The sequence below is a fragment of the Algoriphagus namhaensis genome, assembly GCF_042649705.1.
Lineage (GTDB): Bacteria > Bacteroidota > Bacteroidia > Cytophagales > Cyclobacteriaceae > Algoriphagus > Algoriphagus namhaensis.
In genome coordinates, this window is record NZ_JBHRZS010000006.1 from 1,048,790 (window position 1) to 1,071,616 (window position 22,827).

Below are 22,827 nucleotides of genomic sequence, written 5' to 3' on the forward strand. Positions count from 1 at the left end.
GGTTTAATCTTGGCTGGCGATTAGTTTTTTGCCGGAGGCTAAATCTTCTGAAAGCTCCATAAGTCCGGCGATGCGATCTGATTTATACAGCTCATATGCCTTGAGTAATTGATCTGCGGCCGATTTGTACTGCTGGGAGTTGAATTCAAAAATCCCATCGTTGTAATAAAGTAGTCCTGCCAGCTGGGTGAGATTCACTTTTCTAAAAATAGAATTATCTGAAATGTCTGCCTCTGAATTACCAATTCGGGTATTCATGGAGGATAAGGTTGCATTCTCCTTTGGCTTGTATGAATCAAGGTAAGCCTGAACTTCAGAGGTCTTTGAAATCAAACCTCCTATGGGTAGTGTACTTTCAAGGATGATATTTTTCCCATCAAGATTAACCATGATAAACACATGATAATCTGTTTCGATAATATCGAAATCATATCCGAATTCCTTTAAAAGTAATCCTAAAGCAGCTGAACCACTTACACAATCGAAGTCTCCTTCCGTAAGCATGGCATTGAAAGTCGAATGTTGCTTGTAATTCTTTAGAAGCTTTTTGTGAGTCTTTTGAAATAGTGTACGGATGAATTTATAGTCATTGTTTGTTTTAGCCTTTTTGTCTGCCAATACCTTAACTATTTCTTGCCATTCCGCTGAATTGGCATCTGGAATCGGGTCCACTGCCTTGAATAATTGTAAAGGCTCCTGCTGACCTTGAGCCCAGAGCTCCTGCTCCAAGTTGGATTGAAAAGCTAAATGCAAGGCACTACTATCCATCTGCTGCGCCCATGCAGAGCCCAGTGAAAGGATTAAAAAGAGTAGTGTGTGTAAAAATTTTTTCAAACGAATACGCCTTGAATGTTGCCTTTATAAACATAAAGGTAACAATAAGGTAACATTAAACAAATAAAATCTTATCTGCTTAACATTGACGTAACATTAGAATTTACTGATGGTGGTAAGGTTCGTTTCGTAGGATGGTGAAGGCTCGATAGATTTGCTCAATGACAAATGGGCGGATCATTTGATGTGAAAAAGTCATTTTTGAAAAGGAGATTTTTCCCTTGGCTTGCTGATAAACCGACTCTGAGAAGCCATACGGGCCACCAATCACAAAAGTGAGCTGTTTTATCCCACTATTCATTTTCTTTTGGAGATATACCGAAAAATCTAAAGAACTGAATGATTTTCCATTTTCGTCTAGAAGGATCATGTCATCTTGTGCACCTAGTTTATTTAGTATGAGTTCTCCCTCTTTCTCCTTTTGAATGCTTTCGCTCAGAGATTTGGTGTTTTTCAGATCAGGAATTACTTCCAGATTAAACTTTACATAGAAGTTTAGTCTTTTTGAATATTCCTCGCAAAGGGATTGAATGGCAGAATGATCTGTTTTCCCTACTACTAATAGGCGTATTTGCATGGCAAAATCGAATGAGTGAAAAATAATATGTGGTAAAGTTGAAAAAAAACAAAGAGATCCTGACCATTTAAATTTGGATTATCCCGCTCTTCACTAATAAATACGGATTTTTAAATTCATAACACACTGGCAATAAACAAAGAGGGCATGAGTCTGTTCTATCCCTAAAACCAATTATTTAAACGATCATGAAAAAATTTGGAAGTATCCTTTTGGTAGCGTTGGTGCTAGTGGCATCATCATTCACCACGAAAAATGAAAATGTACACGAAATTGAGGCAGACATTGTAGACCTAGCCGTGTCACAAGATTTTCTATCTACACTAGTTGCAGCTGTGAAGGCTGGTGATCTAGTTGATGTATTGAAAAGCGACGGACCATTTACTGTATTTGCTCCAACAAATGAAGCTTTCGCAAAATTGCCAGCTGGCACTGTTGAGAATCTTTTGAAGCCTGAGAACAAGGACAAACTGGTAGCGGTATTGACGTATCACGTTGTTGCTGGAAAAGTACTTTCTTCAGACTTGAAAGACGGAATGAAGGCTACGACTGTTCAGGGTAGTGAAATTACTATCACGCTGAAAGACGGTAAAGCAATGGTGAACAATGCAACAGTAACCGCAGCTGACGTAATGGCTGACAACGGTGTAGTACACGTGATTGATACAGTGATCTTACCTCCAATGTAAGATTTGGTATCATCCCAAAAAAATTAAAGAGGCTGTCTCATTGAATGGGACAGCCTCTTTTTTTATTTGATTAATTCTTTCCGTTTCAGAATGGTTTCCATGAATTTCCGCTCATTGTCCGAATTGAAAATCCTGAAGGGAAGGTGAATGAATTGTGCCTTGGAAAGGTATAAGATAAAGGCATCTTTTTTGACTTCAACCCGCTTGATCATGTTCCATTGAATAGGCATCCCTTGCTTTGGGTTGAGTTTCATGAGAATTTGTCGGCTATCAATTTCATAAGCCAAGCGCTCAAAAATGGTTTTGTTTTGTTCCATTTGAGTAACTCCTGCAAACTGAATCACCCAAAACAGTACATAAAGACCATAGGCGATCAAGGCTCCGATAAACCACCAAATAGATGGAATCCAGAAATAGCCCGCACAAATGGCTAATGCTATCAAAATAACCCACCATTGTTCCTTAATTACATTTACTAATCCCAGTTTTATATAGGTCCCAGTGGGCAATTGATATTTCTTTGTTTTTACTATCATCTCATTTCTTAATTCAGCTCGCAAATATCCAAGTTAACAAGGGATTAAACAAGGTAATTTCAGTCTTATCATTTTGATTTATCCTTAAACAAAAGCCTCATTGCATTGATTTCTTTTTTGTAATTCCTATATTATTACAAATTTTTAGCGATGAGTAGTTTGGTAATTGATTTACTTCTTCTAGGTGTTGCTTATGTCATCATGATTTACTTTGTGGCGACGATGAGCAAAAACTCCTTGAGGCGGAAAAATGACAGCGGGGATGACGGTGATGGAGGAATAGAAACCAACACTCCACCGAAAATAGATTTACCTCCTGGAGTGATTTGGCCCACGGACGGTCCCCGTAAGGATAAGCGGCCCGAACCGGTAGAATTTTAGTGACATTTATCGCAAATCCCCTGGACCAATAGATTCATTTCTCGTTTTTCAAATCCTTTGGGTAAGGTAATCGCTGGCAAGGTGATGGATTCAATACAGGTAGTTTCCTGACATTTTTCACATTTAAAGTGAACATGCTCGTGGCTGTGCTCGCGCTCTTCATGATCATGTGAGCAAAGGGCATATTTTGTTACGCCCTGATCATCCAATACTTTATGCACCACATCTTTGTCCACAAAGGTCTTTAAGGTCCGGTAAATGGTGACTCTATCAAATTGGTTTTTCAGGGTTTCCTCCAGATCGCCGTGAGATAAGGCTATCTTTTTCTGCAGAAATTCTTGAATGATTTCTTTTCGACAGTCGGTTATTCTCAATTTATGATCTTTGAGAATAGCTAAAGGCGTTTGGGTCATAGGTCAAATTTAATCAAAATGTGAGGAACTGAAAGCATAAAAAAAGAGCGCCAGTTGTGGCGCTCTTTTCAAGTGTGATTAAGCCAAGATTATTTTGGCTCTAGGATCATATTTACTCTTTCCAAAGCATCTTCTAAATGAAGCTTTGACATACGATCAGAAGTTCTTGGGATGGCAGCTCTAATTTGTCGCTCAAGAGTCTTCAATTCACCGCGTACCATCGGTCTGATATCAGACTGTGAAGCATTGAGCTGAGGGCCTACAAATCTTCTAAATCTCGCAGGAACTGGCTCCACTTCGCCTGTCATCAATAGCTCAAGACGCTCGACGTGTGCTCTTTGTAAAGCTCTTCTGTGTACGTCAATAGTTTTGCCGCTTGGTAATTCTGTCCAAATCCCTGAGCGAAGATCGTCAAACAACTCAGTGATTTTGTATGCCTGATCACCATTCAATGCTTCATTTTCTATTACCCGACCAAGTCTTCCCCATTCTAGGATTCCATTTAGGGTGTTTACCTGAAGGGAACGGATTCTTTCTAGGGCGCCAAAGTCACCAATTCTAGCGATGATTTCCTCATCCATCATCCAAGTTGGTGTAGCAAATAGATTTTCATTCAAGAATTCTACCGCACCCTCCTGCATTTCTTTTGGGGCATGAGTATAGACAGCTTCCTCTTGTCCGGTGGCCTTGTATACTTCATGTACACCACCCACGTGAGTTCTTACATGACCCATATATCTATTGAACTGACCAATCACTTGACCATACATTTCCTCAAGATCTTCGTAGTCTTTGTAAGGCTTGTCATCCTCTTTGGTCCATTCCATCAGGTTTGGCATGATTCGCTTAAGGTTCTTGATTCCGTACTCGGATGCAAGCATAGAATTGTCGCCCAAATCTTCACTTTGGGTAGTAGGATCATATGAATTGCCCTGACGTCCATAGCGATATACTGGGTCACCATTTTTTTCAGTGATCCACTGATCCAATGTTGAAAGTTCTTCTTCTGGAGTAGAAGCGTCTAAGATAGGTCTATAACCCCAAGCCACTGCATATTTATCATATGGGCCCACATTCGGCATCAAACTCACTCCTTCATCCTCTGGCTGTGCTACATAGTTGAATCGAGCATAATCCATAATAGATGGAGCTGTTCCCATTTCCTTGGTGAATTCAGGATCTCTAAGTTTCTCTACAGGATATGCATGTGATGAGGCAAAGTTGTGTGGAAGACCTAGTGTATGTCCTACTTCGTGTGCAGAAACAAAACGAATCAATCGTCCCATTACTTCGTCTTTGAACTTGACGCTTCTGGCTTCTGGATTGATTGCAGCAGTTTGTACAAAGTACCAGTTTCTAAGAAGGTTCATCACATTGTGGTACCAACCTATGTCTGATTCGATAATCTCACCACTTCTTGGGTCAGATACGTGTGGCCCATAAGCATTTTGAATGTCAGAAGCGAAATAACGGATCACAGAAAAACGTGCGTCCTCTGGGCTCCAAGTTGGATCTTCCTCTTTAGTAGGAGCTTCTTTAGCGATGATGGCATTCTTAAAACCAGCTGCCTCAAAAGCTACCTGCCAGTCCTCTACACCTTGCTTAAGATAAGGCACCCATTTTTTTGGTGTTGCAGGATCGATATAATAAACGATTTGCTTCTTTGGCTCTACTAGTTCGCCTCTTTTGAATTTTTCGATGTCCTCATCCTTCACCTCAAGTCTCCATCTGTCAAGATATCGTCGAGTTGCGGCTTTTTGAGCATCTGAACCATAGTCTACCATGGATCTGCTAAACCAACCCACTCTGCGGTCGCTAAGTCTTTGCATCATTGGCTCCTTAGGTAGCAATACCATCGAGGTATTCATTTCTAAAGTAATGGAACCGGTAGAACTGTTGGAAGGAGGATTACTGGCCAGATATGTATTCACATATCTAGCTTCGATGTTGATCGGGTAGGAACTGATACGCTCGATATAGGATCTGTCTGAATCCATTCGAGTGACTCTGTACTGTGTTCTTCTGCTACTTGGAAGACCAACGGCTTGAACGTCCTTTGCAAACAGATCGGTCACATCAATCACGATTCCGGTAGAATCAGTAGCATTTGCTTCCACAGGAAAACGCTGCAAAATAGGCTCTAAGTTGGAGTTTTCCACAGCCATGGCGATTGGCAAGGAGTCCGCAGCAAAGTTGTCTACAGATTTGATTTTCAATAGGATATTATCCTGATTTCTATCCCAATTCACCATAAGGGTGTTGGTTCTTTCTCCTCCGTATCCTATACCTTCAGCAGTTTTTGCGATGGTCACCACCATCAGCATATCTCTTCCTAAAAGCGAATCCTGAATTTCATAAAAATACTTTCCATCGATTTCATGGACTTTGAAAAGGCCTTCTTGTGTCTTCGCCTCTTTGGTAATTACCTTATCGTATGGCTTCGGACCTTTCTTTGGAGTTGGCTTCTCTGCTGGTTTGGCCGGTGCTTCGGTCTGGCCTTTTTTGTTTTTTTTCTTTTTTTGGGCAAAAGTGTCTCCAGAATAAAGAGACATACTCAAAACCCCAAGTGTCATTACGCTCAATCGTAATAGACGTGGTAGATTTTTTATCATGATTTTTGGTTTTGTTTCAGAAATAAAATAACCTTCAAAAATTCAATCTGGCGCTCACTTAAACCTATTTTTTGATGAGCGGTTTAATCAACTAATCAAAGGCAAGTAATTGGATACTCATTCGGACATTATTGTGGTAGGAGGCGGACTGGCTGGTCTAGTTTCTGCGTATTTGCTGGCCAAAGGAAATCAGTCGGTAATACTTATTGAAAAAAAGCAGTACCCTTTTCACCGAGTTTGTGGAGAATACATTTCTAATGAAGCACGAAATTTTTTAGAGCAGGAGAAGCTTCTTCCATCGGGAATGGATTTGCCCTCCATTTCAAAGTTTGAATTTTCCGATACAGCGGGAAGATCTGCAGAGATTCCTCTCGATTTGGGAGGCTTTGGAATAAGTCGATACGCCTTAGATGAACATATGTATCACCGAGCCCTTGAGGTAGGTGTGGACGTTCGCCAAGGAATCCAAGTTGAAGATGTGGTGTTCGATGAAGTAGCTGATCAATTTCAAATTACTCTTTCGGATCATCAAGAGCTTACCTCGAAACACGTCCTGGGCACATTCGGAAAGCGCTCAAAGTTAGACAAGGCCTTAGATCGAGATTTTATCAAAAAGCGTAGTCCTTTTCTCGGAGTGAAATACCACATCAAGACAGATTTACCTCGTGATTTGGTAGCCTTGCACAATTTCTCCGGAGGGTATTGTGGAGTCAATGCAGTGGAGGATGAACGATTTAACTTATGCTATCTTGGAAGTCGAGATCAGCTTCGGGATGCAGGAAGTATTCCTGCTATGGAGCAACAATTTCTATGGAAAAATCCAAAGCTCAAATGGATATTTCAGGAAAGCGAGTTTCTTTTTGAGAAACCTGAAGTGATCAATGAAATTAATTTTGATCCAAAGGCTCCGGTCGAAGGCCACATCCTTATGGCTGGGGATGCCGCAGGCCTAATCACACCGCTTTGTGGAAATGGAATGGCCATTGCAATCCAAAGCGGCAAATTGGCGGCTGAAGCAATCCTTGAGGGTGGAGGAAGGAAAAAAATTGAAGTAAATTATGCCACACGTTGGACTGAGCTTTTTCGAAGGAGGCTGTGGATTGGACGAAAGGTGCAATGGCTTTTCGGGTCTCCCAAAACCTCTGCTTTTACAAGAAGATTGATCTCTAATGTTCCCCTTGCAGCAGACCAAATCATCCGAAACACCCACGGTCAACCATTTTGAGACTAGACTTGATTGATGACTTGCAGGATCTGTGTGTTTTCGAAGAAATAGTATAAGAAAAACCCATTGAGTGCAAGCGCTGAGATCCAGGTCATTCCCATCGCCCAAGTATAATTGGCGTATTTTTCTGGGTCTTTTCGTACAAAGCTAAACCACACAAAAAAGAATAGAACTACTGGGGCCATGCAGGCTAAATAAACCCATAAAACAGCTTCCTGATTTCGATCCATGAAAAACCATGCAAATCCCGCTGCGGTGATCAAAAACCAAAGTGAAGAAAACAAGAAAGTGCCCAAGACACCAAGTTTCAAACTCAAGGTTCGATCTCCTCGTGAACCGTCCTCTTCATGCTGATACACTTGGGTGAGGGGATAGGAAGCCCAAAGCATCAGGCTGGTAAGTAAGCCAGGAATCAAAATGTGGGGTCTGAACATGGCCATCCAATCCAAGTCGCTGAGTCCAATATAAGCCATACAGAAAGTGAAGTGCCCTTGAAAAAAGCCTGTAATAAACCAGCTAAGCCAGCCATACTTTTTTAATCGGATGGCAGGATGACTATAGACCATACTCACCAATCCATAAATAAGTAGGAGCAAGGCATAAGTCACACTGATTTGTAATCCTATAATCAAAGCAATCAGAAAGAAGGCTTGCGCTAACCAATACAAGTCCTTCGTGACTTTTGGAGGATTTTTAAGTCCTCCGATACTTTTTTCATCTTTGTCAAAATAGCTATTGTAGCCATTGCTCGAGGGATAGAGAAAGAGGTGTAGGCTCAAAAACACCCAAAGCAATCGCATTGGATTTAAGTTGGGGGTCAATGCCAAAGCAAAAAAGAAAATTGGCAAAAGGAAGATCGAAAAGGGAATCCTCAAATGTTTAATACTGGAAATAGAAATCATGGTGAATATGTGGATGTGACGAGAACCTTCTAGGGTTTGAAAGGTTAGATTCCTGCGCTCAATTTAGAAATTATCCCTTAACTTGATTAAATGAAGTCCACAATCTTAGGCATTGGCCTAGCTAATCCCGGAAAGGCTATTTCTCAACAAGCCATCGGTAAATTTATGGAAGTAGCTCATGGGCTCGATGGAGTGGACGCAAGAAAACTTGGATTTTTGTACCGCAAATCAGGGATCAATGCACGTTACAGCGTGCTAAATGATTTTGAAAAATCCGATCCTGTGGATTTTCAGTTTTTTCCAAAAAATAAAACACTCGACCCCTTCCCTGGGACTAAAGCTCGGATGGAGGTTTTTGCGCAGCATGCTCCTGGTTTAGCTGAGCAAGCCACATTGGATGCTTTAAAGAAGGCGGAAATAAAAAAAGAAGGCATTACCCATCTGGTGATGGTGTCATGCACGGGAATGCTCGCGCCGGGCGTTGAACTCAGCTTGATGCAATCTTTGGGATTGGATCATTCTGTGGAGCGGTATTGCATTCATTTTATGGGTTGCTATGCGGCATTTACTGGGCTTAAGCTAGCAGACAAAATCGTCAGAGCTGAACCTTCAGCCAAGGTGCTTGTAGTCTGCGTAGAGCTTTGTACCCTGCATTTTCAAAAGGACTATTCCGAAGACAATCTCCTTTCCAATTCGCTTTTTGGGGATGGAGCGGCGGCTGCAGTTGTGGCAAATTCTGAAAATGGGTCTGGTCTAGAAATCGATCAATACATGAGTCACGTGTTGCTGGAGGGCGAAAACGATATGGCTTGGGGGATTGGTGATTTTGGTTTTGAAATGCGGTTGAGTAAATATATCCCGGCTCTTTTGGACAAAGGAATAGGTAACTTGCTGTCTTCTTTTGAGCGACTGTTTTCACTTTCTACGATTCAAAACTTTGCCATTCACCCTGGGGGAAAGCAAATCGTGGAAAAGGTGCAATCAGCCTTTGGCTTTGACGAAGACAAAAATGAGCATGCTTTGGAAGTATTGAGGAATTTTGGAAATATGTCCTCGGCCACCATCCTATATGTCTTGGAGCGAATGCTTCGAGACCCCAAAATCGACGGCAAAATACTTGCTATGGGATTCGGCCCTGGATTGACTTTAGAGGCGATGACTTTAACCAAGACGCCGTGAGCAAATTTGCAAAAAGAAGCACGCAAAAGGAGCTCATGGATGACCTCGAATGCTCTGGTGAAGTTCTTGATGAGACCCTTCGCGAACTCAAGACTGTGAACAAATGGCTTGGGGGGAATTATGTGACGACTTCAGGTCTGGATAAATTCTTGGAAGAAAAACCTCAAAAGCAGTATACTATCGCTGATATAGGCTGTGGAGGTGGTGATATGATTCGCTTGATGAATTCATGGGCTGAAAATAAAGAAGCCTCCTTTGAATTCATCGGTCTAGATGCCAATCCTAATGTGATTGCTTTTGCAGAAAAGCGAAATCCAGGAGCCAATATTCGCTATCAGGTTCAGAATGTCTTTGATGAACAATTTAAATCTGAGAAAGTAGATATCGTGACATGTACCCTTTTTACTCATCACTTTACGGATGATGAATTAGTTCAACTTTTTCAAGCTATTCGCATGAAAGCCAGGATAGGTTTTTTGATCAATGATCTGCATCGACATCCTTTGGCTTACTACAGTATCCAGGCGATCGTGAATATGTTTAGCAAATCTCCCATGGTCCAGAATGATGCCCCCCTATCGGTTTGGAGATCCTTTCGAAAGGCGGATTGGGTGCGAATTTTATCAACAGCAGGAATCCACAATTACCAAATTACTTGGCATTGGGCTTTCCGTTGGCGTGTATTTGTTTTAATTTCGGATCATTAACCAACCAACTCTTGTACACATTATGGAAATTACACCAGAAATGATGGATTCGTTTTGGGCTGAAGCTATGGCCCTTATATGGTCTGTCATCCCAAAACTAATTTATGCGCTACTTTTTTACCTCATTGGTAAATTTATAATCAACAAACTTGTAGCAGGGGTTAAAAGAATTCTTGAAAAGCGAGAGAATAACCCATCACTCAACGAGTTTTTGTACACGTTTGCCAAAGCCTTAGGAACTTTCGTAATTGTTATTGGCGTCGCCACTATTCTTGGTGTTCCCCTTTCCTCCTTCATAGCCATTTTTGGTGCAGCGGGTTTGGCCATTGGTCTGGCTTTGCAAGGTTCCCTTTCCAATTTTGCAGGGGGTCTTTTGATTCTAGCCTTCAAGCCATTTAAGGTAGGGGATGTTATCGAGGCTCAAGGTCATTTGGGTACAGTAGAAAAAATTCAAGTACTCTATACTCGGATGCACACCTTTGACAAAAAGGAAATCGTCATTCCGAATGGTAACCTGGCAAACTCGGATGTAGTGAATATGAGCACTCAGCCAGTCCGAAGAGTTGATCTATCAGTTGGGGTGGCTTATGGATCAGATATTCAAAAGGTGCGTGAAGTCGTCCTAGGTATTTTTGCAAAGGATGAACGAGTGCATAAGGATCCAGCACCAGTGATGTTCTTAAGTAATTTTGGCGATAGTTCTTTGGATCTATCTATACGAGTATGGACTAATGCGGAGAATCTCTGGCCGGTCTTCTTCGATAGTATGGAAAAAATCAATATAGAATTTGAGAAAAATAATATTGAGATTCCTTTCCCACAGCGAGTGGTTCACAAAGGAGCATAAAAAAAAGAGGCTGATAATCAGCCTCTTTTTTTTTGCCATTTATTTAGAATTTGTCAACCAAATTTAGTCAAAACTCTTCCAAAAAATCATTGATCTTTTTTCGCTCTATGTCAGGTACATAGGTTCCTTTTTTGGCATAGCCTACGGGTAAAAGCAAGAAGGGTTTTTCATGACTCGGACGGCCTAAAATTTTGCTCAAAAAATTCATAGGGCTCGGAGTATGTGTGACCGTAGCAAGACCCGCTTGATGAATTGCCGCAATCAAAAACCCGCAAGCGATTCCTACCGATTCATTGACATAGTAGTGCTGGATCTTTTCTCCATTTTCCATTCCATAGGATTGTTTGAATACGACAATCAAATAAGGTGCGTCTTCCAAAAAGGGCTTTTCCCAGTCCGTTCCGAGCGGTTTGAGATCATTTTTCCAAGTGTCGGACATTCGTGAGCCATAGCTGATTTTTTCCTCTTCCTCAGCTGCTTCACGAATTTTCTTTTTGATTTTTGGATCAGAAATCAAGCAAAAAGTCCAAGGCTGCTTATGGGCTCCCGAGGGAGCTGTACTAGCAGTTTTGAGAATATTGTCTATCACCTCTCTAGGTATGGGCGTGGTTTCAAACTCTCGAATGGTTCTCCGCTGATCCATTAATTGGTAAAAATTTTTTGATCGCTCCAAAACCTGTTCTGGCGAGAGCTGCTCTCTGACATATTCCATATGGGGATGTCCGTTGATATTTTTGTACTGGGTCATAAATGAAAAAGGCTATCTGTGAAAGATAGCCTTTTGTAAGAATGTTGGCAAAAATTAATCTAAAGTGATTTCCTTGGCGCCGCCTGGATAGGTGATAGTCACTGTCTTATCGCAAGTGCCAAATCCGTAATCAAGCGAAACGGCAATTCCTCGATATTGAAAATCAATGACCCCTGAGCTCGGAGTGAGGTTGCCAGTTTCGAGACAATCTCCTGTAAGAACTACCGTAGTCGAAATATTGGCGGTGTAGTCAAATCCCTCACGGCTTTCGCCAGACGCAGACCCAGAAATGAAGACTTCTCGAGCCCCAGCCGTCAATACAATCTCCCGAACCTGATCACTTCTGTAGGTCACAAAAGTATTATCTGGCCATGTAATCTTTCCATCCCGAACCGTCACTGCTACTCGTGCAGTAAAATTGGCCAAATCAACGTTTTGGGTCGTGATAGTTCTCGTTCCTTCAACCTTGAGGCCGTTCACCTCATAGTTCTCGAAAGTGGTAACCACACTAAAGCCTGGGAAAATTAAAGAAGCCAATTCAAGACTTCTTGAGGAAGTCAAAATCACTTTTCCTTTCCTTGTGATGCCATTGGTGGTGCAACCATCCCCAAAATCAATAACAACAATTCCTTCCGCCTCATTGACGGTAATGACGGCTTCATCACAAATGGGACCATCAAAAGTTTGGGCTAGTCTAGAATCTAGGCTTCCCTCTTCGAGGATCAGGCTAAAAGTTAAATTGTCTAGGTCTTCAAAAGCACGATTGACCGCCACGTCATCGTAGACGATTTCGAGGTCCGGCTCAGGTACGATGGGGTCTTGGTCGGTATCACATGATGAAGCAAAAAGCAATCCTGCTACTGCCATTAATGCGGTGAATGATTTGCTTAAGTTTTTCATAATCTGGATGGTTTGAATGTAAAAAAGTATTTAAAGGTACTATTTTTCTGTCGCGTGAGATTTAGTCGATTTTCTTTTTTGACTTTTTCCCAACACAACCAATGTTTTGAGTAAGCTCACGATTCTCTGGTAGGACTCCTTTGAGCTCCGAGGGATCAAATTCAATTTCTTCGATTTCCTTCAGTCGCTCAGCTATTGTTTTCTTCTTTTTCATAACGTGGATAATCTTAGATTACTATCTAGTTACGTATTTTTTTGTTAGTGGAAATAAAAATGCAAGGAGACGCCGAGATAAGCGGGTCAATAACTATGCCGTGGTGAAGTCTTGTTTATCTTTGGGAATGTCAAAATTTGATTTTTCAGTAGACCGCCTAGACGATAAACTTAAAGCCCTCAAGAGTAAAAATACCAATATTTCCCTACTCAGAATTGTTGTTTTTTTCGGGTTGATTGGGACAGGAGTATTATTTCTATCTGAGCATGCTGTTTGGGGATTGGTTTTGGCCTTTTTGGCTTGGGCATTTGTGAGATTGATCAATGTGTACAATTTCCACAAGGATCAAGAGGCCATCTACCTTGGCCTTCGAAAGCTCAATGACGAGATCCAAGCTCAAAAACTACGGCAGCTGCAGGATCTGGACCCGGGAGTAGAATTTTTAGATAAAAAGCATCCCTTCGCAAATGATCTAGATCTTTTTGGCGAGCATTCCCTTTTTCAGCTCATCAATCATACTGTCTCAGAGGAAGGAAAAGGTAAGCTTGCAGAACAATTGAAGTCTGATTTTGATCTGGAAGAGGCGGCTAAAAAAAGAGAAGCCATAGACGAACTTGCTCAGAAAAATGACTTCTTAGCTGCCATGGGCTCCATTGGCAAGGCGTTCTATAAAGAGGGGAATCCATCCGGCTGGCAAGGCTGGCTTGGGACTGAAGAGAAAATTAAATCCTGGATTTGGCCTTTTGCTATACTTGGCCCTGTTGGGGGATTAGGACTTTCGGTTGCAGTTTACCTTGGATTTCTTCCTGCGAGCTTTTTGGGGATTTGGATCCTCTTGGGTTTAGGGTTTTTGGGTGCGGTCTTTTCCGCCTTGAAAAAGGCTGGGGATGAAATTCCTTCTCGGGAAGAGCTCAAAACCTATCGATATTGGATGGAAGTTCTAGATGGCCAAACTTTCCAAAGTGAAACCTTGCGGGCTGCAATTGAACCGCTTCAAGTGGAGTCGGAGAAGGCCTATAAGTTATTGGCTCAACTGGATTCCTTTGGGCTATGGGTTCAAAACAGGATCAACATCTTGTACATTCCTGTCAATCTCCTGTTTTGGACAGATCTGCTCCTCTATTTGAGGCTGATCGCTTGGAAAAATCGATTTGGGAAGCAGCTTGCTTCCTTCCCAGATGCCTTGTCTTCTTGGGAAGTATGGTATTCGCTAGGGATTTTTCAGTCCGAATTGGGAGCTCAAGGTGAAGTCTCGGCGGTGGAAAAGGGAATTTCTGGAACAGCCATCAGCCATCCTTTGCTTTCACCGGAGGTGGCAATTCCCAATGACTTCCTGCAATCCAAAGATGACCAAGTAATCTTGCTCACAGGTGCAAATATGAGCGGCAAGACGACCTTTATGCGTACCCTCGGAGTCAATTGTGTTTTGACGAATCTAGGCTTGAGGCCATTTGCCAAGGCTTTCGGATTTGCAAACTTTCAGCTTTATACCAGCATGCGAAATTCGGATAATCTCGGAGAAAGTGTCAGTTCCTTTTATGCCGAACTCAGCCGGATCAAACAATTGATAGACCGCGCGGAAAAGGGTGAGGAGATTTTCTTTCTTTTGGATGAAATCCTCAAAGGCACGAATACTGAAGATAGAATCGCAGGATCGGAGGCTTTGATCCGACAAGTGCTCGAAACCGAAGCCATGGGAATCATCAGTACGCATGATATTGAGTTGGCCGAACTGGAAAAACGAATTCCTGCTGTCCGAAATTATAGTTTTCATTCGGAGGTGTTGGATCAAACGATCAATTTTGACTATAAAATAAAAAATGGGCCTTGTCCAAGCTTCAATGCACACAAACTGATGGAGCTGATGGGGATCCGATTTCGTGGATAAGTTTTGCGCGAGCATATAAACTTGTATTTTTGACCTTTCTCTAGTTCATGACACAATCATCACAAGCTAAAGTGCTCGGCGTCCTAGGTGGCGGTCAGCTGGGGCGTATGCTCATTCAATCTGCCATCAATTACAATCAGGATATCCACATTTTGGACCCTGATCCTAATGCTCCATGTAAGGATATTGCTCAAAAGTTTACGGTGGGTTCGTTGAAGGATTTTGATACGGTGATGGCATTCGGCCAAGATTGTGACGTGATCACCGTTGAAATCGAAAATGTCAATACCGATGCGCTTCAGGCTTTAGCGGATCAGGGAAAGAAGGTTTATCCCCAGCCTCACATCCTTAAGCTAATCCAAGATAAGCGGGAGCAGAAGCAGTTTTATAAGGAAAACGGTATCCCCACCGCCGAATTTATCCTCACGGAAAATAAGTCAGAGGTTCTTTCCAATGCGGACTTTTTACCGGCGGTAAATAAGTTGGGTAAAGAAGGCTATGATGGTAGAGGGGTACAAATCCTTCGATCTGAGTCGGATTTGGACCAAGCATTCGATGCTCCTGGATTATTGGAAAAGCTGATTGACTTTGACCGGGAGATCGCTGTGACTGTGGCCAGAAATGAAAATGGAGATATGATTGCCTATCCAGCGGTAGAATGCGCTTTTCATCCTACAGCAAACTTGGTCGAATTTCTTTTTGCGCCAGCAGAAATAACTCCAGAGATCGAGGAGCAAGCGAAGGAGATAGCCAAGGCGGTAATCCTTAAATTGGATATGGTTGGAATTTTGGCGGTAGAGCTTTTTGTGACGAAGTCAGGTGAGGTTTTGGTGAATGAAATTGCTCCTAGACCCCACAATAGCGGGCATCATACTATCGAGGCAAACTACACTTCCCAATTTGAGCAGCATTTACGATCTGTGATGAATTGGCCCCTTGGCGATCCGGACTTGAGATGTCCTGCGGCTATGGTCAATCTGCTTGGTGAGGAAGGATTTACGGGTCCAGTAATTATTGAAGGGAAAGAAGAGGCGCTTAGCGAAAAAGGAGTCTATATCCACATGTACGGGAAAAAATTGACTAAACCTTTTCGAAAAATGGGACATGTGACGGTTTTGGACGAAAATGTGGATAACTTGAAAAAACGCGCACAGCGCATCAAAGAACTAATTAAAATTAAAGCAGAATCATGAATCCAGTGGTAGGAATAATTATGGGGAGTCAGTCGGACTTACCCATCATGTCAGAAGCAGCACAATTTTTAGATTCACTCGGTATCAAATATGAGCTGACCGTTGTATCGGCACACCGGACCCCGGAGCGGATGCTGAGCTATGCACGGTCTGCACGTGAGCGAGGTCTTCAGGTGATCGTGGCCGGAGCAGGAGGAGCAGCACATCTGCCAGGGATGGTTGCCTCATTGACCAGTTTGCCTGTAGTCGGAGTCCCCATTAAAAGTTCCAACAGCATTGATGGTTGGGATAGTATCTTATCTATTTTGCAAATGCCAGCAGGAATCCCGGTAGCCACAGTGGCATTGAATGGGGGGAGAAACGCAGGTATTTTGGCAGCTTCCATCGTTGGGGCTTCTGATGCTGAGGTAGGGAAAAAATTGGATGATTTTAAAAAATCCCTTAAAGAGACCGTAGAGGAATCTGCGAAGAACCTGGAAGAAAAAGGCTGGAAATCTATTCTAGACAAGGAATAAAGCTGGTACTGTTTTGAAAAAGGAAAGGCGAGTAAGATTTACCTTAGGGGGCGAAAAATGGGATTTCCCTTTGACTACTTTCATTTTGTTACTCCTGATTACCGTGATTTTGATGATTGGTGGAGCTTGGATGGGATTTCGTTTTGGATCGGGTCAGCTTTGAATTGTAAAAATGCCCCAACCATCGTCTGTGGCTTCAGAAGGATCAAAGCTTTGGATCCACTCCTTATATATAGGTCTCAATTCAAGGATAGCATCTTGTAGCAATTTTTCATGTTCCTTGGCAAGTGAACCTTGGCCACTGAGTTGACTGGAAATGGTGCTAAGTGATCTGGCATGGACCTTTACAAGCACAGCATTTTCCATTTTGAGAATGTAGTCTTTTTCAGATTGTGCCTGATCAAAAAATACTCCAATCTTTTTGGCATCCTCTAACATGGTGTCACCATAGAGCTTTGAGTGAGCCTCATCTAGGTTACCAGCCAATGCATAAGAAAGGCGAACGATAGCGTTCGCCTTTTCTTTGATAGGATGTACATATAAGCCTGATGCCTCCTCTTCATTCCATTCTTCCTCAAATCCGTCCCACATCATTTTTTAAAATGGAAGATCGTTTTCGCCAGAGTCATCATTGAAGGTGCTCACATCTGGCATTTGGTTGGGGGCAGGAGGAGTAGATCTTTGACCCTTTTCCACTTTGTATGCTTTGACATCGGTATACCATCTGCCATTGTACTCTCTACTTTCCACGTCCACACCTAGTGTGACCTCATCACCAACAGCCAGTGCAAACTGATCGATTTTGTCACCCCATAAGGCTACACATACCTTTTTCGGGTATTGACCTCCTGTCTCGATGATAAATTCTTGCTTTCGCCAGGCATTTCCGCTTTTAGACTGGCCTCCGACTTCGCTGAGTTTTTGTATTACTTTACCGCTTAAATCCATAATTCACTTTTTTACTTTGAAGAAAACGAAGATAAGTAAAGCCATGGAAAAGAGTTCTTTCTAATGGCTCTAAAAAACATCCTAAAACTATTTCATTTAACATTTTTTGGCATAATGCTTGATTCTTTGGGAAGCCCAACCTAAGGATCACCAAAGTTGTAGGACTTATTTTAGTTGTTTTGCCAAAGATTATTTGGAAATTTTTTTCCAGACAAATTTTGTGAAAATATGCCCTTCAGCCTTTGTTTGAGACTTTGGTTCTTCTATTTTTGATTACTTAATTCATCTTTAAACACTGACCGAATACTATGGCCTAGACTTTTACGTTGATTATTAACCAACTTAATATGAGTAAGCGAATAGGTCCTAAGGACAGCGTATTGATCAGACAATATCGCAACGGTCATGATGAAGCTTTTGATGTACTGGTAGACCGGTACCAAAGTAAATTATTCACGACTATTTTCTTGATTGTCAAAGACCAGGGTTTGGCAGAGGATATCTTGCAAGATGTCTTTACCAAAGTGGTAAAAACCCTGAATTCTGACAAATACAATGAGGAAGGCAAATTCCAGCCTTGGGTAATGCGCATAGCGCATAACCTAGCCATTGATCATTTTCGGAAAGCCAAGCGCTATCCTATGATCGTCATGGAGGATGGAAGTAGCATTTTCAACTCATTGCAGTTTGCAGAAGAAACCTTTGAAGACAAGCAGGTGCGAGAAGAAACCATAGAATTGGTCAAAAAACTGATCGAAGAACTTCCGCCTGCTCAAAAGGAGGTACTGGTCATGCGGCATTATATGGATATGAGTTTCCAGGAAATCGCGGACCAGACAGGAGTGAGTATTAATACTGCCCTAGGGCGGATGCGCTATGCGCTGATACATTTACGTAAAAAAATGAAACAATTAAACGTTGCCTATGACAAAACAATTTACCCCAAATGACCTGATACGATATATCTATCAGGAAATGTCGGAGGTAGAGCAAGATCTCTTAATGCAAGCCTTGCACAGCGATGAATCGCTTATGCAAGATTATGTGGAAATGCTGAGCACGATAGAGCAAATGGATCAAATCCAGCTTCAACCTTCGGATAAAGTAGTACAGTCCATCAAAGCGATGGCTCAATCTACGGGACTTCAAAAAGTCTGATAAAGGTACCCCTGCAGATCGCAGGGGTTTTTTTACGGGATAAAGTTACTTGTGAACGCCGCGGCTTGCTCGAAAGCTTGCCCATAGGTCACAGCATCAAATCCATGACCCTGTCCGGGATAAATCACATATTCATGAATTACCCCGCTGGCTTCCAGCCTGTCTGCGAGGAGTTCACTTTGAGAAATGGGAACCACATCGTCAGCTGTGCCATGGAAAAAAATAGTGGGTGTACTGCCGCTATCGATAAAGTTTACTGGACTTGATTGGAAATAAATGTCTGGGGTAGTTACGGGAGTGCCTCCCATGATACTCGTAAGTCCGAGTTGTGTAATCAGATTAAAATCAGCTAAAGAAACCAATTCGGTGGGTGGAAACAGGGCTATCACACTATTGATGTCCCCAATATCTGTATGCTTATAGGCATGTAAGAGTGCTAAGTGTGCACCAGCGCTCGCTCCCGCTAGGATGATTTCATCCGATACATTCCAAGCAGCTGTCTGACTGGTAATATATTCTAGAGCGGAAATGATGTCATTTTCTTGAGAGGGGAAGGTATTGGTCATAGTGCCCACGCCATGGAGCCTGTAGCCAATGGATATATAGGCATAATCGGGAAAATAAATTTCCACCAAGGAGCGGAAGGCATCAAACTCTGACTTGTCTCCTTGGATCCAAGCGCCACCATGTATATATATAAGGAGTGGCGTATCTGAAGTTCTGCCCGCTGGCAAATACACATTCATGGATTGAATAGGTTCTGGACCATAGGAATCATCCAAAATATCTATTGCTGGGAGTTCACCAGAAATAGGGCCATCGGGATCATTGCCGCAGCTAAATAGGAATACGGGCAGGACAACTACTAGCCAATAATATTTTTTTAGAATCTTCATTTTAGAACCATTTGATTAAGGTTGAAAGAATTTGTTTTGTCCGAGTGCCATATGGCGGATTTAAAAGTGTGGAGGATGTGGTGCCAACCCGTTGGGTGAGAATTCCCTTTTCATTGCTGAAAGCCAAAAACCCGTAGTACCCATGAGCTTTACCAATTCCACTATTATTCACTCCTCCGAATGGGAGGTCATTATGCAAGAAATGCAATACACAGTCGTTGATTACGGCATTGCCAGAACTCGTTTCGCTCAGCACTTGATTTTTGGCGGCACCATCTTCCCCGAAGAAATAAAGAGCCAATGGTTTAGGAAGGGAATTGACCAAAGCTATGGCCTCGTCAAGATTTTCATAAGTCATTATTGGTAAAATAGGACCAAAAATCTCCTCTTCCATTACTTTCATATCCATGGTCACATCATTTAAAATGCAGGGCTCGATGTATCGGGTATGGGGATCGTAGTTTCCACCAAATGCCAAGATAGCTCCTTTATCCTGCGCATCAGTCATTAAGGAGATAAGTCTTTCGTAATGCTTATCATTCACGATGCGCGCATAATCTGGAGTGGCTTCAATACCCTTAAAGTCAGGATCATAGGCTTTTTGAATAAAAACCTTCATTTCGTCTAGCAAAGTATCTCTATCCTCCTGATGTACCAGGATATAGTCTGGGGCAACGCAAGTTTGCCCACAATTCAAATATTTTCCCACCACAAGTTTCCCTGCAGCATCTTTGAGTGAGGCGCCTTTTTGGATGATGGCGGGAGATTTTCCTCCCAATTCCAAGGTCACTGATGTCAGATGCTCGGCAGCGGCTTTCATTACGATTTTCCCCACTTGAGGGCTTCCTGTGAAAAAAATATGATCAAAGGGCAGCTCCAGCAATGCTTGCGAAACGCTTGCATCCCCTTGGAAAACAGCCACCTCATCTTCTTTGAATACTTCCTGGATCAGTTTTTCGATCAGTTTGGAGGTATGTGGAGTCATCTCAGATGGCTTGATGATCGCTGTACAGCCTGCGGCCAAAGCGGAAACCAGAGGACCTATAGCCAAATTAAATGGGTAATTCCAAGGAGCGATGATCAGCGAAACCCCTTTGGCCTCAGGGATCACTCGCCCTTGTGTGCCCAGCATAGGAAGTGGAGTGGAGACTGATTTGCCCTTCATCCAGGATTTGAGGTGAGCAAGTGTATGCTTGATTTCCGAAGTGACAGGAAAGATTTCGCTTAAGTCTACTTCGGCAACTGGTTTTTTGAAATCAGCAGCGACGGCGGTTCTGATATCAGCTTTATGGTTGAGGATCCAGGTTCTGAGTTTCTTCAGCCGGTCACTGCGCTCGGCATGGCTGGATTTGCGCCAAGCGAGTGCTGTAGCTTTTTGTTTTTTGAATACCTGATTGATCTCCTCACGATCTAGATGGGTGGAAGAAAGAGAAAGCATGGTCTAGTCAAATTAGATAAGTACTCCTGAATATACGAGGGCAGGGAATGAATACTGCTCAGATCTAAAGAAAAAATGGAAGAGATGATTCAAAGGCCAACTCAAATTGATTCATATCAAAAAATGCGATTTTGTTTAACTAAAAGCATTTTTTATTAAACAAAATAGGCTTTCAAATACCAAAAAAATTATTTCGTACAAAAAAAAATGCATTACATATCAAAAATAATTGCAAAAGGTTTGGATATGAAAAACATAAAAGTGTATTTTTACAGCAGATATTTAGTGTCGAGTGGTCTCTTCGGAAGAATTTACCAATGAAAACGGAAAGAAAATCGATCTAATAAATGGAATTGCACTTCAACTGAGTACTGAAAAGAGGATGGTAAACATCAAAAAATCAGGGGGTTGAAAAAAAAGATAAGTATAGAAACAAGTTTACGAACTCGAAAATTTTAAATAAACGCGATATGGACACTTTATCCAATTGTCAATTCAACCGCCAGCCTAGTCAGGGTGGATTTTTATCGAAAAAAGGCTTACTTCCTGATTTTCGAATTCTTTTATTTTTTCCTCTGATCTTTCTACTAGGGTTTTTCGGTGGATCTGAGGCCTTGGGGCAAACTGGGGTGGTTACGCCGACAACGGCTTTTGACATTGATCCCAACAATCCTCCAGCATGTCCGCAAAACAACTTGAGAATTAGTGCTGTTGATTTTAGGGATCCAAATACTGGTGATCGTTTTGATCCCAATGATCTTGCTGGTACTGTAATTGGGACTCCAATTGTTGGTGAGGTTTGGGCTACTTTCATAGTAAGTGGAAATGGCTATAATTTTCATGCTCAGTACGATCTTATTATTGATGGGATTTCCCAAGGCCAGCAGGCTCTTTGTATAGTAGTTGAAGACGCTAATGGAAACACCATCAATATTACCGATGGTTTACAGATAAAAATATCTGACTTCACATGGAATTATGGGTCAAAGGTAGAAATCAAAAACGTCTATCAGACCTGGATAACTGGTAATGCTAAAGCGGATGTTAAAACCTGTCCTTCCACAGCTGGTAATTCTCAGTGTGACTATGTCGGAGAGGGTTTCGTAGTAGAGACCCCTGTTGTTGCAAATTTTGAGTTTAATACTTTTTGTGAAAATTTTGATGTCTCGTTCACAAACCTCTCTAATGGTGGTGACGAGAATGTTGCTTTTTCATATTTATGGGATTTTGGTGATGGGAATACTTCTACAGCTGAAAATCCTACGCACACTTATGCGAATGCAGGTACTTACTCTGTAACTTTAACTTCTACTAAAGGAGTTGATTCTGATGATATTGTACTTGATGTAACAGTAAATGATCCTATTGTACTTACCATTAACTCTCCACCTGCCGTTTGTGAGCCTCTTACTGTAGATATTACTGCGGCGGCTGTAACTAATGGGTCTTCTGCAGGGTTGGAATTTACGTATTGGGAGGATGAATTTGCGCAAAATACTCTGTCAAATCCTAGTGCAATATCGGTTTCAGGAGATTATTGGATTAAAGGCACGGACCCAGCAACCAATTGTGAGCTTATAAAGAAAGTTACAGTGGTTATAAATGACGCTCCAGATGCGCCAGTTTCTGGAGGGGATCAATTTGAATGTTTTGACGAAGGAGTATCATTGATTCCTACAGCCACAGCACCAAATGGATCAAGTGTTGTCTGGTATGAAGTCCCCGCGAACGGGAATCCAGTTCTGAGCCCTTCTTGGAGTACGGTAGGTCAAAAAACTTTTTATGCAGCTTCTGTGGATGATATTACCGGGTGTGAAAGCTTGACCAGAACTCCAGTGACTTTAACCATTGGAACTTGCTCTTTGACGATTAGCAAGGACGTGGATCAGGCGAGCATCGATGCACCAACGACGTTGAACTACACGATCGTGGTAGACAACACTGGTAACACAGACTTGACCGGCGTAGTGGTAACGGACCCATTTGCAGGCGGCGCGACGTTGACTAGCGGAGACGCGAATAACAAC

General features: G+C 42.1%; 25 protein-coding genes. 12 read left to right on the forward strand and 13 right to left on the reverse strand.

Translation table 11 applies throughout. The features are described 5' to 3' along the window. Window positions 1–3: 3 nt before the first annotated feature. Together ACFOSV_RS08145 and rlmH are read right to left on the reverse strand one after the other, a co-directional pair. Window positions 4–834: a hypothetical protein gene (locus tag ACFOSV_RS08145; protein WP_377905239.1), complete on the reverse strand. Its 831-nt coding sequence runs from the start codon at window positions 832–834 to the stop codon at window positions 4–6. A 103-nt stretch (window positions 835–937) separates the two neighbouring features. Beyond that, window positions 938–1,411, reverse strand: a complete 474-nt coding sequence (gene rlmH / locus ACFOSV_RS08150) for a 23S rRNA (pseudouridine(1915)-N(3))-methyltransferase RlmH (protein WP_377905241.1) — start codon at window positions 1,409–1,411, stop codon at window positions 938–940. A 188-nt stretch (window positions 1,412–1,599) separates the two neighbouring features. On the opposite strand from rlmH, the gene ACFOSV_RS08155 reads away from it, so the two are divergent. Then, window positions 1,600–2,100 carry a fasciclin domain-containing protein gene (locus ACFOSV_RS08155; RefSeq protein ID WP_377905243.1) on the forward strand — a complete coding sequence of 167 codons (501 nt, stop codon included), beginning with the start codon at window positions 1,600–1,602 and terminating at the stop codon, window positions 2,098–2,100. 62 nt (window positions 2,101–2,162) lie between these two features. Here ACFOSV_RS08155 and ACFOSV_RS08160 read toward each other — a convergent pair whose 3' ends face one another. Beyond that, window positions 2,163–2,636, reverse strand: a complete 474-nt coding sequence (locus ACFOSV_RS08160; protein WP_377905245.1) for a YcxB family protein — start codon at window positions 2,634–2,636, stop codon at window positions 2,163–2,165. A 150-nt stretch (window positions 2,637–2,786) separates the two neighbouring features. On the opposite strand from ACFOSV_RS08160, the gene ACFOSV_RS08165 reads away from it, so the two are divergent. Beyond that, on the forward strand, window positions 2,787–3,017 hold the full coding sequence (locus ACFOSV_RS08165) for a hypothetical protein (RefSeq protein WP_377905247.1): 231 nt from the start codon (window positions 2,787–2,789) through the stop codon (window positions 3,015–3,017). Here ACFOSV_RS08165 and ACFOSV_RS08170 read toward each other — a convergent pair. Beyond that, on the reverse strand, window positions 3,014–3,430 hold the full coding sequence (locus tag ACFOSV_RS08170) for a Fur family transcriptional regulator (protein ID WP_377905249.1): 417 nt from the start codon (window positions 3,428–3,430) through the stop codon (window positions 3,014–3,016). The genes ACFOSV_RS08165 and ACFOSV_RS08170 overlap by 4 nt on opposite strands. An 89-nt stretch (window positions 3,431–3,519) precedes the next feature. Further along, the gene (locus tag ACFOSV_RS08175) at window positions 3,520–6,042 is read right to left on the reverse strand and encodes a zinc-dependent metalloprotease (RefSeq protein ID WP_377905251.1); all 2,523 of its coding nucleotides are present in this window, start codon (window positions 6,040–6,042) and stop codon (window positions 3,520–3,522) included. A gap of 109 nt (window positions 6,043–6,151) precedes the next feature. Here ACFOSV_RS08175 and ACFOSV_RS08180 point away from each other — a divergent pair, with 109 nt between their 5' ends. Further along, entirely contained in the window at window positions 6,152–7,267 is a 1,116-nt protein-coding gene (locus tag ACFOSV_RS08180; RefSeq protein WP_377905253.1) for an NAD(P)/FAD-dependent oxidoreductase, read from the forward strand. A gap of 2 nt (window positions 7,268–7,269) precedes the next feature. On the opposite strand, the gene ACFOSV_RS08185 is transcribed toward ACFOSV_RS08180, so the two are convergent. Further along, complete coding sequence (locus ACFOSV_RS08185) at window positions 7,270–8,169, reverse strand: UbiA family prenyltransferase (protein WP_377905255.1); 900 nt, start codon at window positions 8,167–8,169, stop codon at window positions 7,270–7,272. Window positions 8,170–8,259: 90 nt separating this feature from the next. Between ACFOSV_RS08185 and ACFOSV_RS08190 the strand changes: the two genes are divergently transcribed. Genes ACFOSV_RS08190 through ACFOSV_RS08200 form a run of 3 tightly spaced genes read left to right on the forward strand, consistent with a single transcriptional unit; the run spans window position 8,260 to window position 10,902 of the window. Next, window positions 8,260–9,348 carry a type III polyketide synthase gene (locus tag ACFOSV_RS08190; RefSeq protein WP_377905257.1) on the forward strand — a complete coding sequence of 363 codons (1,089 nt, stop codon included), beginning with the start codon at window positions 8,260–8,262 and terminating at the stop codon, window positions 9,346–9,348. Further along, a complete protein-coding gene (locus ACFOSV_RS08195) occupies window positions 9,345–10,055 on the forward strand; it encodes a methyltransferase domain-containing protein (RefSeq protein WP_377905259.1) in 711 nt (236 codons plus the stop codon). Before ACFOSV_RS08190 ends, ACFOSV_RS08195 begins: the two co-directional genes overlap by 4 nt. Window positions 10,056–10,077: 22 nt before the next feature. Continuing rightward, on the forward strand, window positions 10,078–10,902 hold the full coding sequence (locus ACFOSV_RS08200; RefSeq protein WP_377905261.1) for a mechanosensitive ion channel family protein: 825 nt from the start codon (window positions 10,078–10,080) through the stop codon (window positions 10,900–10,902). A gap of 67 nt (window positions 10,903–10,969) precedes the next feature. Here the strand turns inward: ACFOSV_RS08200 and ACFOSV_RS08205 are convergent, their stop codons facing one another. The 3 genes from ACFOSV_RS08205 to ACFOSV_RS08215 form a co-directional block, all read right to left on the reverse strand. Continuing rightward, window positions 10,970–11,650 carry a nitroreductase family protein gene (locus ACFOSV_RS08205; protein WP_377905263.1) on the reverse strand — a complete coding sequence of 227 codons (681 nt, stop codon included), beginning with the start codon at window positions 11,648–11,650 and terminating at the stop codon, window positions 10,970–10,972. A 54-nt stretch (window positions 11,651–11,704) separates the two neighbouring features. Then, window positions 11,705–12,550 (reverse strand): hypothetical protein, encoded by an 846-nt coding sequence (locus ACFOSV_RS08210; RefSeq protein ID WP_377905265.1) that lies wholly within the window; start codon window positions 12,548–12,550, stop codon window positions 11,705–11,707. A gap of 61 nt (window positions 12,551–12,611) precedes the next feature. Further along, complete coding sequence (locus tag ACFOSV_RS08215) at window positions 12,612–12,764, reverse strand: hypothetical protein (protein WP_377905266.1); 153 nt, start codon at window positions 12,762–12,764, stop codon at window positions 12,612–12,614. Window positions 12,765–12,891: 127 nt separating this feature from the next. On the opposite strand from ACFOSV_RS08215, the gene ACFOSV_RS08220 reads away from it, so the two are divergent. The 3 genes from ACFOSV_RS08220 to purE are packed head-to-tail and all read left to right on the forward strand — an operon-like array spanning window position 12,892 to window position 16,360. Further along, window positions 12,892–14,652, forward strand: coding sequence for a MutS-related protein (locus ACFOSV_RS08220; protein WP_377905268.1), 1,761 nt, complete (start codon window positions 12,892–12,894; stop codon window positions 14,650–14,652). A 47-nt stretch (window positions 14,653–14,699) separates the two neighbouring features. Beyond that, complete coding sequence (locus ACFOSV_RS08225) at window positions 14,700–15,845, forward strand: 5-(carboxyamino)imidazole ribonucleotide synthase (RefSeq protein WP_377905270.1); 1,146 nt, start codon at window positions 14,700–14,702, stop codon at window positions 15,843–15,845. After that, window positions 15,842–16,360 (forward strand): 5-(carboxyamino)imidazole ribonucleotide mutase, encoded by a 519-nt coding sequence (purE, locus tag ACFOSV_RS08230; RefSeq protein ID WP_377905272.1) that lies wholly within the window; start codon window positions 15,842–15,844, stop codon window positions 16,358–16,360. The genes ACFOSV_RS08225 and purE overlap by 4 nt, the downstream gene beginning before the upstream one ends. 153 nt (window positions 16,361–16,513) lie before the next feature. Here the strand turns inward: purE and ACFOSV_RS08235 are convergent, their stop codons facing one another. Together ACFOSV_RS08235 and ACFOSV_RS08240 are read right to left on the reverse strand one after the other, a co-directional pair. Further along, entirely contained in the window at window positions 16,514–16,954 is a 441-nt protein-coding gene (locus ACFOSV_RS08235; protein ID WP_377905274.1) for a hypothetical protein, read from the reverse strand. A gap of 3 nt (window positions 16,955–16,957) precedes the next feature. Next, window positions 16,958–17,308 (reverse strand): DUF3127 domain-containing protein, encoded by a 351-nt coding sequence (locus ACFOSV_RS08240; RefSeq protein ID WP_377905276.1) that lies wholly within the window; start codon window positions 17,306–17,308, stop codon window positions 16,958–16,960. A 347-nt stretch (window positions 17,309–17,655) separates the two neighbouring features. On the opposite strand from ACFOSV_RS08240, the gene ACFOSV_RS08245 reads away from it, so the two are divergent. Next, complete coding sequence (locus ACFOSV_RS08245; protein WP_377905278.1) at window positions 17,656–18,258, forward strand: RNA polymerase sigma factor; 603 nt, start codon at window positions 17,656–17,658, stop codon at window positions 18,256–18,258. Then, a complete protein-coding gene (locus ACFOSV_RS08250; RefSeq protein ID WP_377905280.1) occupies window positions 18,233–18,466 on the forward strand; it encodes a hypothetical protein in 234 nt (77 codons plus the stop codon). The genes ACFOSV_RS08245 and ACFOSV_RS08250 overlap by 26 nt, the downstream gene beginning before the upstream one ends. 32 nt (window positions 18,467–18,498) lie before the next feature. Here ACFOSV_RS08250 and ACFOSV_RS08255 read toward each other — a convergent pair whose 3' ends face one another. Next, window positions 18,499–19,362: a prolyl oligopeptidase family serine peptidase gene (locus tag ACFOSV_RS08255; RefSeq protein WP_377905282.1), complete on the reverse strand. Its 864-nt coding sequence runs from the start codon at window positions 19,360–19,362 to the stop codon at window positions 18,499–18,501. Window position 19,363: 1 nt separating this feature from the next. Continuing rightward, window positions 19,364–20,800 carry an aldehyde dehydrogenase family protein gene (locus tag ACFOSV_RS08260; RefSeq protein WP_377905284.1) on the reverse strand — a complete coding sequence of 479 codons (1,437 nt, stop codon included), beginning with the start codon at window positions 20,798–20,800 and terminating at the stop codon, window positions 19,364–19,366. Between the two features lie 470 nt (window positions 20,801–21,270). On the opposite strand from ACFOSV_RS08260, the gene ACFOSV_RS08265 reads away from it, so the two are divergent. Beyond that, window positions 21,271–22,827, forward strand: a 1,557-nt coding sequence (locus ACFOSV_RS08265; protein WP_377905286.1) for a PKD domain-containing protein, incomplete at its 3' end; no start/stop codon positions are given.

Bases quoted from the DNA above. Each gene is read 5' to 3' on its own strand.
- ACFOSV_RS08260 (WP_377905284.1), bottom strand. From the start codon at position 20,800: ATGCTTTCTCTTTCTTCCACCCATCTAGATCGTGAGGAGATCAATCAG.
- ACFOSV_RS08250 (WP_377905280.1), top strand. From the start codon at position 18,233: ATGACAAAACAATTTACCCCAAATGACCTGATACGATATATCTATCAG.
- ACFOSV_RS08170 (WP_377905249.1), bottom strand. From the start codon at position 3,430: ATGACCCAAACGCCTTTAGCTATTCTCAAAGATCATAAATTGAGAATA.
- rlmH (WP_377905241.1), bottom strand. From the start codon at position 1,411: ATGCAAATACGCCTATTAGTAGTAGGGAAAACAGATCATTCTGCCATT.
- ACFOSV_RS08235 (WP_377905274.1), bottom strand. From the start codon at position 16,954: ATGATGTGGGACGGATTTGAGGAAGAATGGAATGAAGAGGAGGCATCA.
- ACFOSV_RS08220 (WP_377905268.1), top strand. From the start codon at position 12,892: ATGTCAAAATTTGATTTTTCAGTAGACCGCCTAGACGATAAACTTAAA.
- ACFOSV_RS08165 (WP_377905247.1), top strand. From the start codon at position 2,787: ATGAGTAGTTTGGTAATTGATTTACTTCTTCTAGGTGTTGCTTATGTC.
- purE (WP_377905272.1), top strand. From the start codon at position 15,842: ATGAATCCAGTGGTAGGAATAATTATGGGGAGTCAGTCGGACTTACCC.
- ACFOSV_RS08215 (WP_377905266.1), bottom strand. From the start codon at position 12,764: ATGAAAAAGAAGAAAACAATAGCTGAGCGACTGAAGGAAATCGAAGAA.
- ACFOSV_RS08205 (WP_377905263.1), bottom strand. From the start codon at position 11,650: ATGACCCAGTACAAAAATATCAACGGACATCCCCATATGGAATATGTC.
- ACFOSV_RS08190 (WP_377905257.1), top strand. From the start codon at position 8,260: ATGAAGTCCACAATCTTAGGCATTGGCCTAGCTAATCCCGGAAAGGCT.
- ACFOSV_RS08175 (WP_377905251.1), bottom strand. From the start codon at position 6,042: ATGATAAAAAATCTACCACGTCTATTACGATTGAGCGTAATGACACTT.
- ACFOSV_RS08210 (WP_377905265.1), bottom strand. From the start codon at position 12,550: ATGAAAAACTTAAGCAAATCATTCACCGCATTAATGGCAGTAGCAGGA.
- ACFOSV_RS08185 (WP_377905255.1), bottom strand. From the start codon at position 8,169: ATGATTTCTATTTCCAGTATTAAACATTTGAGGATTCCCTTTTCGATC.
- ACFOSV_RS08155 (WP_377905243.1), top strand. From the start codon at position 1,600: ATGAAAAAATTTGGAAGTATCCTTTTGGTAGCGTTGGTGCTAGTGGCA.
- ACFOSV_RS08200 (WP_377905261.1), top strand. From the start codon at position 10,078: ATGGAAATTACACCAGAAATGATGGATTCGTTTTGGGCTGAAGCTATG.
- ACFOSV_RS08225 (WP_377905270.1), top strand. From the start codon at position 14,700: ATGACACAATCATCACAAGCTAAAGTGCTCGGCGTCCTAGGTGGCGGT.
- ACFOSV_RS08255 (WP_377905282.1), bottom strand. From the start codon at position 19,362: ATGAAGATTCTAAAAAAATATTATTGGCTAGTAGTTGTCCTGCCCGTA.
- ACFOSV_RS08245 (WP_377905278.1), top strand. From the start codon at position 17,656: ATGAGTAAGCGAATAGGTCCTAAGGACAGCGTATTGATCAGACAATAT.
- ACFOSV_RS08240 (WP_377905276.1), bottom strand. From the start codon at position 17,308: ATGGATTTAAGCGGTAAAGTAATACAAAAACTCAGCGAAGTCGGAGGC.
- ACFOSV_RS08160 (WP_377905245.1), bottom strand. From the start codon at position 2,636: ATGATAGTAAAAACAAAGAAATATCAATTGCCCACTGGGACCTATATA.